Origin of the sequence: Dactylosporangium siamense (assembly GCF_016862795.1) — a bacterium.
GTDB classification, from domain to species: Bacteria; Actinomycetota; Actinomycetes; order Mycobacteriales; family Micromonosporaceae; genus Dactylosporangium; species Dactylosporangium siamense.
The window spans coordinates 1-14,341 of record NZ_BONQ01000179.1; the positions used below are offsets into that span (position 1 = coordinate 1).

Below are 14,341 nucleotides of genomic sequence, written 5' to 3' on the forward strand. Positions count from 1 at the left end.
GCGCTCACCCGCAACCTCGCCGGCAAACCCGGCCAGACCCTCACCTGGGACAACGAAGGCCACCTCGCCACCGTCACCGACAGCGCGGGCGTCAGTAGCTACATCTACGACGCCGACGGCACCCGCCTCGTGTCGAAGGACCCCGCCGGGGCAACGGTGTACCTGTCCGGCTATGAATTGCGCAAGGTCAGCAGCACTGTCACCTGCACCCGCAACTACGGCGTCGCCAGCCGCACCCCAACCGGACTGACCTGGCTCGCGGCGGACCATCACGGTAGCGGACAACTCGCCGTAGACGCGGTCACCCAGACCGTCACCCGGCGTAAAACCGACCCGTTCGGCAACCCCCGGGGCGCCGACCCGACCTGGCCCAACACCAAGGGTTTCGTCGGCGGCACCCGCGACACCACCGGACTCACCCACCTCGGCGCCCGTGAGTACGATGCAACCATCGGCCGCTTCATCTCCGACGACCCGATTACCGACACCCAAGATCTCCAGCAGATGAATGGCTACTTCTACGCCAACAACAACCCCATCACCTTCACCGACAGTGAAGGTCTGCAGACGTGTCGAGGCGAGGAAGACTGCAAGGGTGACCCGTGCGAGGGTAACCCTGCCTGCCACAGTGATCCGGACAAGCATCCGCCGAAGAAGAAGCCATCTGTTACACCACAGTGTGTCAAGAGTTGTGAAGAGCGCGACGCGTGTGCGCTCGTCGAAACCTGCGTCTGGGAGTACTACATTCCCTATATTGTGCAGGTCTCGGCTGAAGTGGGAATGGACCCTAGGGACCTCATGGCCATCTTCATGCAGGAGGCAACCGACCCGGCGGGTGGCTATGCTGTCTGGAAGCTCCAGCGCCTATGGGCGGCCATCAAGGGTGGTGAGGACGGGGGCTCCTACGGACCTGCCAACATTAAGGAGAATGTGTTCAACGAAATTGTAGCCGCCAACCCGGAAGCCTTTAAAGGCGCTGAATTCAGTGATCTGTACTCGGATCCGAAGCTGGGCATCAAGGTGTTGGCCTACCGCTTGTCGGCCATGCGGAATTGGATCGCCGAGAATGAGGTTCGACAGTCGGAATTCCATATCCTCGCTGTCACGCATTTCCGGGGTGAGCCGGAGGCCAGGGCGTTCGCTACCCAGCCGGAGAAGTCCGGTGATTGGGCATTGCACCTGTCAAGATTGGATGATCGCTGGAACGACGCCGATCGTTTCATCTGCCACAGTGGGCTTTGGAAATGTTAACGCGTAGGGTTGCCATCGCTGGATTCGCACTTACGGTGGTGGCGGCAGTATGTGTCAGTCTCGTGTGGCTGCGATTCCACGAGACGGTTCCGGACATTGTTCGCGATGCGGAGCAGGTATCGGTGGGCGGTTACGAGCGGATTTCAACCCGTTTGGACAACGATTCCTCGTTTCGTACGTATTGGCTCGGTCCGGAAAGCGTCGATGTGACATCGAACATTCACGCACCGTCGCTCATCCTGGGGCCTCCGACGGTGACTGGCCTGCCTGGATTTACAGCGCTTGCGGAAGGAAAGTCGACTGTGGACGGCAAGACGTATGCCGTCTACATCGAGGAGTTGGACCTGGCGTACTGGAATTCAGGTGGTCGCACGGTACCGATCGGCAAGCCGTTCGGGCTCGACTCAAGTCAGAGTGCCGATGTAAACAGCAGGCAACTCCGATTCGTCAGTGTCATCATGCTGGCTTGATCAAGCCGCGCATCAGTCCTGGCAGTGTCACACCGCCTGGCTGGCGAGCCTGTGCATCGCACCGGAACAGCCAGGGTGGCGCACAGGCAGCCCGACATCGAGACGGTAACCGGGTCCGCACGCTGTATCGCGCGCAGGCCACGCCGCCCGCGGCGACCAGTCCCACAGGGTCACCGAGCAATGAGGGTGTCGAGTTCCGCTGCCCTGTCCGTGTTGCCGAGCGATGTGTAGAGATCGCGCGCTTCCGTCCAGGCCTGCCGGCTCGCCGTCGGGTCGGTCTCCCGCGTCGCCGTCCCCAACCGTTCCAGCGCGCCGGCCAGGTACGACGGCCAGCCGCGGGTGCGCCACAGCTGCACCGACTCCGCGAGGTGGGCGGTCGCCTCGGCGGTGTGCCCCTCCCGCAGGGCGATGTCGCCGAGGACGCCCAGGGCGTCGGCGATGTGGTGCGGCAGGTTGTACTCCCGGCCCAGCGCCAGCGACGCCTCCGCCGCCTCTCGGCCGCCCGGTTCGGCACGGGCGTGGTGCAGCTGGGCCAGGACCAGCATCGTCAGCGCCTCGGCGTAGTGGTCCCGGTAGCGGCGGGAGATCGCCAGCGAGTCGTCGACGGCGTGCCGGCTGGCGTCGAGCTCGCCGGCCTCGAGGTGGGCCACCCCGATGAACTGCAGCACGGTCGCCTCGTAGCGGGGGTTGCCCAGCTTCCTCGCCTGGATTAGCGCGCTGCGCAGGTGGCCCAGCGCCAGGTCGACCCGGCGTTGCTCGCGCCAGGCCAGCGCCAGCGCCACGTTCGCCCGGGCCTGACCGCCCACGTGTCCGGTGGCGTCGGCCAGCCGTAGGGCGTCGTTGCCGGTGTCGACTGCCTCGGCGTACGCGCCGCGGGCGGTCAACCCCCAGGAGGCGATGACCGCGGCGTCGGCGATCCCCCGCTGGTCGCCGGCCTTCTGGAACAGCGTCCGCAGGCGCAGCCCGGCGTCGTAGAGCAGGGCCATCGCCTGGTCGTCGTCGTTGTGGCTGGTGTTCCACGCCATCACGTCGATCAGGCCACGCAGCATGACCGCCTCACCGAGCAGGTTGCCGTGCCGCTGGCAGACCTCCATGACCCGCTCGTTGGTCGCGCCCCACTCGGTGTACATGCCGCGCAGGTCGAAGTACTTCTCCAGGCTGCCGGCCAGGTCGAAGGCGAGCTCGTGCCGGTCGAGGTCGCAGGCCTGCCGCACCGCCGACAGCAATGCCGCCCGCTCGGCGTCGAACCAGGCGAGCGCCGCGTCGCCGCCGTCGCCGGGCGGGTAGATCGCCTCGAGGTCGACCACCGGGCGGAACGCAGCGCCGTTGATCGTCGCGTAGCAGGGCCCGGGGACCCGGCTCGCGGCGTCCGCGGCGACCGCGAGCCAGCCGCCGAGCCCCCGGTCCAGTGCCCTCTCCCGGTCGGCGTCGCTGTCCTCGGCCTCGGCCCGCTGCCGTGCGAACAGCCGGACCAGGTCGTGGAAGCGGTACTGGTCGTGGCCCCGCTGATCGACCCCGGCGATGCTGAGCAGTTGCGCGTCGACCAGCGCGTCGAGGTGCGGCAGGACCCCGTCGGTGTCCGACTCCAGCAGGCAGGCGGCGAACCAGGCCGGAAACCTGGCCAGGTCGAACAGCCCGAGCAGCCGGAACAGCCGGCACGTCATCGGGTCGAGCCCCTCGTAGCTGAACGCGAGCGAGGCCCGGACCTCCAGGTCACCCAGCGACAGGTGATCGAGCCGGCGCCGTTCGTCGCGCAGCATCCCGGTCAGGTGCGCCAGCCGCCAGGACGGCCGGGCCGCCAGCCGGGCGCCGGCGACCCGCACGGCGAGCGGCAGCTGACCGCACAGCCGGACCAGCTCCGCGGCCTCGTCCGGCTCGTCTGCGACACGCTGCCGGCCGGCCAGGTTCGCCAGCAGCCGGAGCGCGTCCTCGGGCTCGAAGACATCCAGGTCGACCCACTGCGCGCCCTCGACGCCGGTCAACCTGGTGCGGCTGGTCAGCAGGACCGCGCAGGGTGGTGCACCGGGCAGCAGCGGCCGGACCTGCTCGGCCGACGCGGCGTTGTCCAGCACGACGAGCATCCGCAGGCCGGCGAGCCGGTTGCGGTACAGCGCGGCCCGCTCCCCGACGTCGTCCGGGATGGCGCGGCTGTCGACCCCGAGGAACCGCAGGAACCGGCTGAGCGCGTCGCCCGAGGCGACCGGGTCCGGCTCGGCACCGCGGAGGTTGACGTAGAGCTGCCCGTCGGGGAACGCGCCGGCCAACCGGTGGGCGACGTGCAGCGCGAGTGCGGTCTTGCCGATCCCGCCCATGCCGGAGATCGCGGCGACCGGCAGCGCGGTCCGCCGCTGGCCCGATCGGGACACGGTGGCCTCGATCCGGTTCGACTCAGCGGCGCGGCCGGAGAAGTCGGCGATGTCCGGCGGCAGCAACGACGGGGTGCCGGACCCGTCCTGCTGCGCGATCGTGACCGTGGCCCGCGGGGTGCCGGCCGTCTCGTCGCGCAGCACGCGCAGGTAGGCGTCCTGCATCTCGCGGGCCGGTTCGACGCCGAGCTCGTCGACCAGCCGGCGCCGAAACTCGGCGAAGGTGCGCAGCGCGGTGGCCCGGTCGCCGGAGCCCGCCTGGGCCAGCAGCAGGCGGGCGTGCAACGCCTCGTGATAGGGCTCGTCGCCGGCGATGCTGCGCAGGTGCCGGACGACCGTCGGGTACCGCTGCGCGGCGGCTGTTTCGCCGGCCGTCGCATTGACCAGGTCGGCGAAGCGCAGGGCGACGGCGATCCGCTGCTGGTTGAGCGCCTGCGCGTCGGGATGGTCACGCAGGCGGGTGCCGGCGTCGACGAGCACCGCTCCGCGCCACCCGCTCAGTGCCTCGTCGAGCAGGTCCAGCTGCTCGGCGCTGCGCGCTTGCGCCCGCGCGATCAGGGCCTCGAACCGGACCTGGTCACACTGCTCGGCGTCCAGGCGGAGCAGGTAGGCGTCGCGGACGCGTTCGATGGGACCACCCGGCTGCCGCAGCGGGCGGTCCGGGTCGAGCACGGTCCGCAGGTGCGCGACCGCCATGTGGATCTGGGTGGCGAAGGTCTTCGGCGGCGACGGACCCCAGAGCACGTCGACGATCTCGTCCCGGCCCACCGGCTGACCGACCCGCAGGGTGAGCAGCGCGAGCAGCCCCCGCTGCGCGGCGACCGGCAGTGGCACCCGACCGGCGCCACGGGTCACGACCAGCGGGCCGAGCAGGTTGACGCGGACGGTGTCGACGCCGGAGTGCGCGGGGTGCACGGTCTGGATCCGGACGCGGTCGGCCGCGGTGAGGTGCAACGCGTCGGCCAGCCGGCGCAACGACTCCGGTTGCGGTTGGCGGACCCGGCCGCGCTCGATGTCGCGGATCGCCCGGGCGCTGACCCCGCTGCGTCGGGCCAGCTCGTCCTGGGTCAGCCCGGCCCGGACGCGGAACTGCTGCAGGAGCGCGCCGAACCGGTCACCGCTGTCGGATGGGTCCACCACGTGATTCCCGTCTGCGTTCTGCCGAGCCGATTCTGCCGGTTCCGGGCCCGGTGGTCAACGATGCGCGAGGCCAGGTAACGGGCCGGCCGGCATAGTCGCGGCTTAGTCGCTGATTCGATGTGATCAATAGGCTCATCTCACGGGATCGGGTACGTCACCAGCCGATGCCGCTGTCCACTTTGGACGCGCTCGTACGTTTCACCAATCACGGAGGGAGCACCACCATGCGTACGTCCGTCTCCGCCCGTTCGCGGCGGAACCTTGCGAGGGCCACTGGAGCCCTTGCCACCGCCGCGGTTCTCGTCCTGGCCATGGGCGGCAATGCCTGGGCCAGCCCCAAGTCGGATGCCTTCAACCGCCTGCTGGCCCTCAACCCCGGGCTGAGCGCGACTGAGCTCAAGCGCAGCATGATCGATGCCGCGGCCGCCACCGGCCTGACCTACGACCAGGCCGTGACGACCGCTCTGGGTGAGGCCGAGAGCCACCTGTCGGTCTCCTCCGCCAACGGGGTCATCGCCAGCAGCGGCGGCGGTTCGTGCACCACCGTCAACATCCAGCCGGCCACGTGGAAGGGGGACATCTACTACACCGCGTCCTCCACCTACGGAATCTCCCACGGACACGTCGGCATCTACTCCGAGAAGGACTACCTCACCGAGGCCCGCGGCTCGGGCCAGAACAGCGGCGAGTGGTACTACTACGGCCGGAAATACTGCAAGAACATCGAGATCATGACGACGCCGTACAGCACCGCCACCCAGACCAGCGCGGCCGACTACGCGTCCGCGTACCTGGTCAACAAGCCCTACAACAGCAACTTCGCGTGGAACAAGGGTGGCAACATCGACACTCTCAACTGCTCGGAGCTGGTGTACAAGGCGTACAAGCGCTCGGTGAACATCGACCTCGACGGCGACGGCGGCCTGGGCGTGTACCCGAACGACATCAAGAACGACTCTGAGACGACCATCTACCGGACCATCAGCGCATAACAGCAGTCGCCCGTGCTGGTGCAGCGGGGGCGGGCGAAAGTCACGCGGAGGACTTGGGCATCGCGTTCGGTCCAAGCCCTCCGCGCTCGACGGGAAGCGAAATCCGCGGGGGAGAAGAAATGGTGAAGCGAACGGGACGCGGGGTTGTCACCGCAACGGCGGTGGCACTGGCTCTGGCCCTGGCGGGCTGCACCAACGCGGCCGACACGTCCGCCGCGCAGCAACTGTACGACCGGGCGGCGGTGTCCGAGAGCGATGTCCGGCTCGACAACGCGGTCATGGCGTTCTTCGTGGGACCCCAGAACAGCGAGATGTACACGGTGGTCGGCGAAGTGCACCGGCCGGGGTACCTGGTGCTCGTCAACGCGGACGGCTCCTTCAGGACCGTGAAGACCAAGCGCATGGACATGATGAACCCGACCTGGTCCTCACATGGCCTGTACTTCACGGACGAGAGTGACGACTATCAGCTGACGGCAACAGGGCTGACGAAGACCGCCAACACCAAAATCAACGCGCAGAACCAGATGTTCGCGTTGCCGGACGGCGGTGCCGTCGGGGTGTACAACGCCGGGTTCGTCGACGGCGGCGGCTACAAGAACCAGGTCAGTGTCACCAGGGCCGGCACGGCCCGGCTGTACGACGTGCAAGGCAACTACTTCACCGGTGCCATCTGCGGCAGTGAGATCTTCGGGCTCACCAACCGGCCGGGCACCCATGACCGCGAGGCCGCGCAGCTGCCGAACATGACCTCCTCGACGGACCAGAGCTCGCGACCGCAGATGCTGGCGCGCCTGTACCCGGCCGACGGTGGCGAGAAGGTCGTCGCCTGGCGGCCCCACTTCGGTGGAGGTACCCCCGCCGGGCGGGTGCCGTGCCACGAGCACGTGATCACCTTTCTGTCGTGGGACCGCGACAGCAAAGGCGGCGAACAGCCCAACGTCGTCTCGTGGGACACCAGAACCGGGGAGTATCAGACCCATCCGCTGACCTTCGCCGACGGCACCCGCCTGACCTTCGAAAACTTCGGGGGCATCGTGCAGGACGTCCAGGCAGGCAACCTGCAGTGGATCTACGGCGACGGCCGGGTCTTCTCCACCGACCCCCGCACGGGCAAGACCACCACCGAGTTCGACACCAACCTCGGCGCCGGTGCCCGGGTCCCCTCGCAAACCACCTTCGTGTTCTCCGGCGCCCAGCTGCACGCCCTCAGCACGATTCCCGGCGGCGAAGGCGAGATGGTCTACACGGTCCTGAGCCGCACCGACGGGAAGGTGCTGAGCAGGGTTCCGGTCCACATTCCCAACACCTCCGTCAACGTCTCCTACCTCAACCTGTCACACATGGCCGTGCGTCCCGCGCCGTGACCGGCGGAGCACCGCCGTCGACGTGCAGGGCGACGGCCGGATGTCGATCGATGGCTTCGGGCGCTGGGTGGAAGACTGGGCTGATGCAGCCGACGACCGGGCTCTTCGACGAGATCCACGCCCTCATCGACGGGTTGCAGCCCTTTGATGACGTTGAGGCTCGCCACCGTGCGGAGTGCCTTGCCTGGCTGGGCGGGACCGACGACGTGTTCCGCCGTGCGAAGCCGCGGACCCCTTCACCGCACCTGGTCAGCTACTTTCTCCTGCGCGACGACCAGGATGGAAGTGTCCTGCTGGTCGACCACATCAAGGCCGGTCTGTGGCTACCCACCGGTGGTCACGTCGAGCCCGGCGAGCACCCGGCACAGACCGTACGGCGCGAAATACTGGAGGAACTTGGCGTCCCGGCCGTGTTCCTCCCCGAACTTGGTGAACGTCCCCTCTTCCTGACCGTCACGGACACTGTCGGCACGTTGGAGCAACGACACACCGATGTGAGCCTGTGGTTCGTCCTGACCGGCAGCCGCGATCAGGTGTTCATTCCCGACCCGGACGAGTTCCGTGGGATCCGATGGTGGACTCCTCAGGAAGTCAGCGACGGCGATCCGAAGACGTTCGATCCCCACATGGGGCGCATGATCGCCAAGCTCGCCACACTGTGATCTGGGTGTGCAACGATCTTGACCGTGGGCATTGTCGACGATGCGGGGCAGGCCGCTGCGTGGGTGGCGGTGGCGTTGACGGGATCCGGGTACCGGGCTGACTTCTCGCCCGGCTCGCTGTGGCAGCTTGAGCGGTTCTTCGAGGTTGAGGCGCCGGACGGTCGGCCTCGCCCGACCCGCCAAACCGCGCCGCCGCTGGTTCCGCTGACGGCAACGCGCCCGATCGGCGGCCACGAGAGTATGGCTGGCTTATTTCGAGCGGGGTTGTCGGATTCGGGCCGTGCTGTTCGTAGGTTGAGTGAGAGGCCGCCCACGAGGGGGCTGTCACGGAGCACAGGAGTTACCGACGATGCCACACCCGCAGGCCAAGATCCACCGCATGTTCGAGCTCGTCGAGCCGATCGCCACCGTCACGTTCTCCGAGGTGCCGAACGAGGCGTTCCTGGCCCTCGGCATGCGCAACTACTGGGACGGATACTTCGCGGGCCGGGCCGCGCCGCTGGGGCTGGCACCGGCCGAGGTGGTGCACGCGGTCTTCTACAACTTCGCCGACGGTGAGGTGGCGCGCCACATCCCGTGGGTCTGGGGGAAGATCACCCCGCAGGAGGCGATCGCCGCGCGCGAGCGGAGCAGCGCCACCGCGCTGCGGCAGATGATCGGGGAGCTCGCCGACTCCCCGGGCCTGGTGCGGGTCGGCGACCTCGCCACCCGAGCGGCGCTCAGCGCCCCGACCGAGGGCCGGGTGCTGTACGCCGGGCTTCGGGCGCTCGCCGTGCCGCAGGAGCCGGTGGCCCGGCTCTGGCACGCGGCGACGCTGCTGCGGGAGCACCGCGGGGACGGCCACAACGCCGCCCTCGTCGCCCACGGCATCGGCGGCATCGAGGCCCACGCCCTGTTCGCCGTCTCCCTCGGCATGAGGGCGGAGGAGTTCGGCCGGATCCACCACCTGCCCAAGGCACGGCTGGCCGCGGTCGTCGATGGGCTACGCGACCGCGGCCTGGTGGACGCCGCCGGCGGGATCACCGACGTCGGCCGAGCGATCAGGGAGCGGATCGAGACGCTCACCGACGAGCTGGCGGCGCCGGCGTACGACCTGCTCAGCGCGGACGAGCTCGACGAGCTGACCGCGGGACTCGAACCGTTCGCCGCTGCGGTAGCGGCCGTCGACGCCTGAGCGGGTGCATGAGCGCGTGCCCCGCGGCCGATCCGGATGCGCGGCTGGCACCTTGATCGTGCGATCACGTATGGTGTCGCGCCATGACGACCGAGGACATGCCGGGCGCTGCGATCGAGCGGGCGGTGGAGGAGGCGTACGCGGCGTTCGAGTCTGAGCGCTACGACCGCGCCGGTGAGCTGCTGGCGGCTGTCGCTGCCGTGGTGGCGCCCGAGTTCGCCAAGCCGTTCTGGTTTGATGCCGCGTTGTGCGCCCTTGACGGCTGGGCCCGGGACCGCCCGGACGCACGCTCCTGGACGGATCTGCATCCAGCCTGACGCCGAGTGTCTGTGGCGGGCGGACCGTAGGGTGGCGCGATGGGAATGTACCCGGAGTACAAGGAGATACCTGCGGCCCTGCTCGCCCGGCTGCTCGAACACCCCGATGACGAGGAGTGGGTCGACGGGCTCCTGTTCGAGACCGGCGGTTCGGACTCGACCACCGCGCCGGGCTGGAGCGCGGCGGCGAGTCGCTCAACCCTGACCGACGAGGAGCTTCGCGCGCGCTTCACCTGGCCCCACCTGACCTTCTCGGCCGCGCAGCGGCGCCGGCTCGGCGTCCTCGACCTCGGCAAGTATCCGGATCCGGACTGGTTCAGCCACTTCCTGTTCGCGGCCGATACCCCGGAACGGATCGATCTGACCGGCGTGCTCAGCGACGACTGGGACGAGAGGACCGCCGCCTGGGCGACGATCGTGGAGGTGCCGGTCGACGTCGCGCACCACAGCGCCTACCGCGAAGGGGACATCGAGTACGGCTTCCACACGAACGTGCCCTGCTACGGCATCGGCGAGTTCCGCACGGCCGAGGTTCTGGCCTCCGTGTGGGACAAGATCGAACGCGTCCTCGCCGCCTACCCCGAGCTCGCCGACCGCATCATCGAGCAATTCGAAGTGCAGATCAGGTACTACTACGGCTGCGTTGCCCGGGGGAGCGTCGACCTGAGCGCGTGCTGGTAGCGCCATAACGCTGGCGCGGCAGGCGTCCTAACCGAAGTACTTGCTGTAGAAGTTGTGGGTGGGCCAGCTGCTCACCTTGCCGGCGGCGGTCCACAGCATCGAGTCGATGTCGCCGTAGCTCAGGCCCGACGCGTCGTCGCGCTGGTTGAACAACGCCGCCCAGCTCATGCCGTTGTATGTGCGCACCAGCAGCGAGTGCGTGCCGGGCATGCTGCCGACGTGCCAGGTGTTCCGGCCGGTGCCACCGGTCGTGACCGGCCGGACCTGCCAGCCGAGCCCGTAGTACCAGCCGCTGTCATTGACGCCTATGCCGTCGCCGGGCGCCGCCCAGACGCGGCCCAGGGTCGTGCTGTTGAACACCGTGCCGGGCGCGTCGAACGCCGACGCCCACCGCACCAGGTCGACCGCGGAGGCGATCCAGCGGCCGTTGCCTTCCTGCAGGCGCATGCTGAACGTGCCGTACGGCGCCGGCACGGTCGCACCGGACATGTTCAGCACGGTCGTGCCGGTGTACTGCGAGCGGTACGAGACCTCGTCCGGGAACGGCGCGATGCTCCCGCCCAGCTTCATGCGCGTGATGCCGAGCGGCGCCAGCAGCTGCTGATTGACGTAGTCGCCGTACGTCTGGCCACTGACCGCCTCGACCACCTTGGCCGCCAGCAGGTAGCCGTAGTTGCTGTACGCCACCCGGGTCGCCGGGGTGAAGTCGAGCGGGCGGCCGGCCATGTACCGGATGACGTCGTCGGCGGTCAGCTCCATCGGGACGCCGAGCGCGGCGGAGATCTTCTGGTCGCTCCACAGTGGATCGAGACTGGCCGCACGGTCCCATCCGCCGGTGTGCTGCAACAGCCGCCACAGGGTGGTCTTCTGCAGCCGCACGTCGACGGACTGGCCGGTCGGCGGGATGAAATCGAGCAGCGCCGTGACCGGGGTGCCGAGCGTGACCTTGCCGTCCTGGGCGAGTTTGGCGACCGCGGCGGCGGTGACGGACTTCGACAGGCTCGCGACCCGGAACGTCGACGTCGGCTGGACCGGCACCGGCGTCAGCCGGTCACAGCTGTAACCGCGCGCCAGGACCAGCCGGCCCTTGTAGGTGACGGCGAGCTGCCCGCCGGCGATGTACCTGGCCTTCATGAACGTGAGCATGGCGTCGTCGAAGGACGCCAGGGCAGACACGGACGTGCCGGTCGTGGTCCAGGTGGCCGGCAGCGACGGAGGCGGCGGCGGGTAGGGCGCGGCCCGGCCCGCCTCGCCGAGCAGAACACCGCCGGTCAGCGAGCCCAACCCAGTGGCGCCGACAAGCTTGCCCACCGTTCGCCGGCTTACCTGAGCGTCACGCATGCGTCCTCCAGACCCCATCATGATCAACTGGGACAGTGTACGCATCGGGTCATGGGCGTCAATACCGCCGAATTCTCAAGAAAGCCGCAAACTTCCGGCCACCCGGTCAATGCCCGGAGAGCGCTCGGGGCCACCTGCATCGGCTCGCTTCCACTATCGGTATTCAGAGCTGGTTCACATATGGGAACTCTATAGTTTTTGGTTCGAGTATATAGACGCAGTTCTCTCATTTGTGTTAAGAAGTGTTTCACGTTCAATCCTTCCGGTGGTGGTATCCGCCATGCCGAACCCCAAAGGATGTCTCATGAAGGTGCCTCGCTGGTCCTCCCCGCTTCCCCTCTCCGCACATGCCGATCGATGGCGGGGGCGAGTGTTCACCCCGCTGCGTGCGGCGTTCGTCGCGTTGGCCATGCTCGCCGGATCGGCCGCGTTCGCTGCCACCGGCACCGGCGCTCTAGCGGCTCCGGGCGATGACGGCCGGCTCACCGTGCTGCTGTTCTACAAGACCAACTTCCACGCCTCCAACGTGCAGGCCCGGCAGGCCGTGCGTGACCTGGCCACCCAGCTCGGCACGCAGTACAACCAGCCGGTCGACATCCAGGAGACCGACGACCCCGCGGCCTTCACCACCGCGAACCTCGCCACCAAGGACACCGTCGTCTTCGCGCAGACCGGTGGCGTGCTGTTCGACGCGGCCCAGCGCAGCGCGCTCGAGGCGTACATCCGCGGTGGCGGCGGCTACATGGGCATGCACTACGCCGGATGGTCGGTCGGCACGAGCGAGCACGACGTCAACCCGTTCTACTACCGCCTCGTCGGCGCCGTCTCCGAGGGACACCCGGAGAACCCGGGCGTCCGGCCCGGCCGCGTGTTCGTGTCGAACGCCAGCCACCCGCTGGTCCAGGGCGTGACCGCCTCGATCACCCGCAGCGACGAATGGTACGACTGGGTGGTCAACCCCGCACCCAACGTCCGCACCCTGATCGAGGCCGACGAGTCGTCCTACGGCGGCGGCGCCAACGGCTCCCCGCACCCGGTCACCTGGTGCCAGAAGATCGACTCCGGCCGGTCCTGGTACACCTCGATGGGGCACGAGGGCACGGCCTACGCCGAGCCGTACATGCTGGCCCAGATGAAGAACGGCCTCGCCTACGCGGCCGGTCTGCTGAGCGCCGACTGCTCACCGCCCGCACCGCCGGCCGGCGTCCCGGTCCGCTACGAGTTCGAGGAAGGCACGGGTACCACCGCCGCCAACACCGGCAGCGTCGGTGGCGTGGGTGCGGCCGTCCTGACCGGCACCACCGGCTGGTCCACCAACGGCATCCTCGGCAAGGCGATCAACCTGCCCGGCGGCAGCACCGCCAACGCGGTCGACCTGCCGGACAACCTGCTGCAGAACGCGGCGAACTTCACCACCGGGTTCTGGGTGCGCCCCGATGTCAAGAACAACTGGACCAGCATGTTCCACATCGGCGACGGGCTCGGCTCCGCCGGGAGCTACTTCCACATCCAGATGCAGACCCAGGCAAACGGCAACACCGGGCTCGCCGCCACCTTCAAGGCGAAGACCGGCCCCGAGGAGCGGGTCTACGCCACGCCGGTCCGGGACGTGGTCGCCGGCCAGTGGAACCACGTGGCCTTCACCCGGCAGGGCTCGACCGGCACGCTGTACCTCAACGGCGTGGCGATCGCGAGCCGCAACGACCTGACCGTCACCATGACCGGCATCGGCCCGACAGCCAACAACTGGCTGGGCCGCAACGGCTACGGCGACGCCGCGTTCGACGGTCTGATCGACGATGTGCGGGTGTACCCGTCCACGCTGAGCGGTGCGGAGGTGACGGCGATGTACAACGAAGGCAGCGCCGTCCGCTACACCTTCAACGAGAACACCGGCACCACCGCCGCGAACTCGGGCACGAAGACGTCCATCGGTGCGGCCACGCTGCAGGGCACGACGTCCTGGAACGCGGCCGGCAAGTCCGGTGCGGCAGTCAACCTGCCGGGTGGCGCCGCCAACTCGGGCAACCAGGTCAAGCTGCCCGACAACATCCAGGCCGGACTGACCAACCAGTTCGCGGTGTCCTTCTGGGCCCGTCCGGACACCCTTCCGAACTGGGTGCCGCTGCTGCAGATCGGCAGCAGCACGGACACGTTCTTCCTGCTCCAGTCGGGCACGAACAGCGGAACCACCGGCTTCGGGGCCACCTTCAAGGCGGCGGGAAACTCAGCACAGGAGCGCCTCACGCTCGGCTCCGGCCGGGACCTGCCGCTCAACCAGTGGACCCACGTGGTGTTCACGATGAACGGCTCGACCGGCAAGATCTACTTCAATGGCGTGCTCCAGGGCACCCGGACCAACTTCCCCATCGGTATCGGCAATGTGGGCGTGGGCGGCACCACCACGGCCAACTTCATCGGCGGGACGAGCTGGGGCGACCCCCGGTTCGACGGTCTGATCGACGACTTCCGTCTGTACGGCTACGAGCTCACCGCCGACCACGTGGCGCAGCTGTACTCGGGTCGCCGGTGACCGCGCTGTTCTAGTGGCAGCATCCACGCCCGTGTGTACATGACGAC

11 protein-coding genes are annotated in these 14,341 nt (G+C 68.4%); 9 read left to right on the forward strand and 2 right to left on the reverse strand.

Translation table 11 applies throughout. The features are described 5' to 3' along the window. Together Dsi01nite_RS52325 and Dsi01nite_RS52330 are read left to right on the forward strand one after the other, a co-directional pair. A partial coding sequence (locus tag Dsi01nite_RS52325; RefSeq protein ID WP_203854005.1) for an RHS repeat domain-containing protein occupies nucleotides 1–1,251 on the forward strand: 1,251 nt, incomplete at its 5' end. A gap of 62 nt (nucleotides 1,252–1,313) precedes the next feature. Then, nucleotides 1,314–1,721 (forward strand): hypothetical protein, encoded by a 408-nt coding sequence (locus tag Dsi01nite_RS52330; RefSeq protein ID WP_203854006.1) that lies wholly within the window; start codon nucleotides 1,314–1,316, stop codon nucleotides 1,719–1,721. Nucleotides 1,722–1,891: 170 nt separating this feature from the next. On the opposite strand, the gene Dsi01nite_RS52335 is transcribed toward Dsi01nite_RS52330, so the two are convergent. Continuing rightward, a complete protein-coding gene (locus Dsi01nite_RS52335; RefSeq protein WP_203854007.1) occupies nucleotides 1,892–5,224 on the reverse strand; it encodes a BTAD domain-containing putative transcriptional regulator in 3,333 nt (1,110 codons plus the stop codon). A 314-nt stretch (nucleotides 5,225–5,538) separates the two neighbouring features. Here Dsi01nite_RS52335 and Dsi01nite_RS52340 point away from each other — a divergent pair, with 314 nt between their 5' ends. From Dsi01nite_RS52340 to Dsi01nite_RS52365, 6 genes are all read left to right on the forward strand, one after another. Further along, nucleotides 5,539–6,219: a YiiX/YebB-like N1pC/P60 family cysteine hydrolase gene (locus Dsi01nite_RS52340; RefSeq protein ID WP_203854008.1), complete on the forward strand. Its 681-nt coding sequence runs from the start codon at nucleotides 5,539–5,541 to the stop codon at nucleotides 6,217–6,219. Nucleotides 6,220–6,380: 161 nt separating this feature from the next. Then, nucleotides 6,381–7,586, forward strand: coding sequence for a YycP family beta-propeller protein (locus tag Dsi01nite_RS52345; protein WP_203854009.1), 1,206 nt, complete (start codon nucleotides 6,381–6,383; stop codon nucleotides 7,584–7,586). A gap of 83 nt (nucleotides 7,587–7,669) precedes the next feature. After that, complete coding sequence (locus Dsi01nite_RS52350) at nucleotides 7,670–8,248, forward strand: NUDIX hydrolase (RefSeq protein ID WP_203854010.1); 579 nt, start codon at nucleotides 7,670–7,672, stop codon at nucleotides 8,246–8,248. A gap of 349 nt (nucleotides 8,249–8,597) precedes the next feature. Next, nucleotides 8,598–9,422, forward strand: coding sequence for an SCO6745 family protein (locus tag Dsi01nite_RS52355; protein ID WP_203854011.1), 825 nt, complete (start codon nucleotides 8,598–8,600; stop codon nucleotides 9,420–9,422). 83 nt (nucleotides 9,423–9,505) lie between these two features. Continuing rightward, nucleotides 9,506–9,739 (forward strand): hypothetical protein, encoded by a 234-nt coding sequence (locus Dsi01nite_RS52360; protein WP_203854012.1) that lies wholly within the window; start codon nucleotides 9,506–9,508, stop codon nucleotides 9,737–9,739. A gap of 39 nt (nucleotides 9,740–9,778) precedes the next feature. Further along, entirely contained in the window at nucleotides 9,779–10,420 is a 642-nt protein-coding gene (locus tag Dsi01nite_RS52365; RefSeq protein WP_203854013.1) for a hypothetical protein, read from the forward strand. A 27-nt stretch (nucleotides 10,421–10,447) separates the two neighbouring features. Here Dsi01nite_RS52365 and Dsi01nite_RS52370 read toward each other — a convergent pair whose 3' ends face one another. After that, entirely contained in the window at nucleotides 10,448–11,731 is a 1,284-nt protein-coding gene (locus Dsi01nite_RS52370) for a serine hydrolase domain-containing protein (RefSeq protein WP_203854014.1), read from the reverse strand. Nucleotides 11,732–12,131: 400 nt separating this feature from the next. On the opposite strand from Dsi01nite_RS52370, the gene Dsi01nite_RS52375 reads away from it, so the two are divergent. Then, complete coding sequence (locus Dsi01nite_RS52375; RefSeq protein WP_203854015.1) at nucleotides 12,132–14,294, forward strand: LamG-like jellyroll fold domain-containing protein; 2,163 nt, start codon at nucleotides 12,132–12,134, stop codon at nucleotides 14,292–14,294. Nucleotides 14,295–14,341: the final 47 nt, after the last annotated feature.

Excerpts from the sequence above, each read along its gene's own strand:
- Dsi01nite_RS52350 (WP_203854010.1), top strand. The coding sequence starts at position 7,670 with ATGCAGCCGACGACCGGGCTCTTCGACGAGATCCACGCCCTCATCGAC.
- Dsi01nite_RS52360 (WP_203854012.1), top strand. The coding sequence starts at position 9,506 with ATGACGACCGAGGACATGCCGGGCGCTGCGATCGAGCGGGCGGTGGAG.
- Dsi01nite_RS52340 (WP_203854008.1), top strand. The coding sequence starts at position 5,539 with ATGGGCGGCAATGCCTGGGCCAGCCCCAAGTCGGATGCCTTCAACCGC.
- Dsi01nite_RS52355 (WP_203854011.1), top strand. The coding sequence starts at position 8,598 with ATGCCACACCCGCAGGCCAAGATCCACCGCATGTTCGAGCTCGTCGAG.
- Dsi01nite_RS52365 (WP_203854013.1), top strand. The coding sequence starts at position 9,779 with ATGGGAATGTACCCGGAGTACAAGGAGATACCTGCGGCCCTGCTCGCC.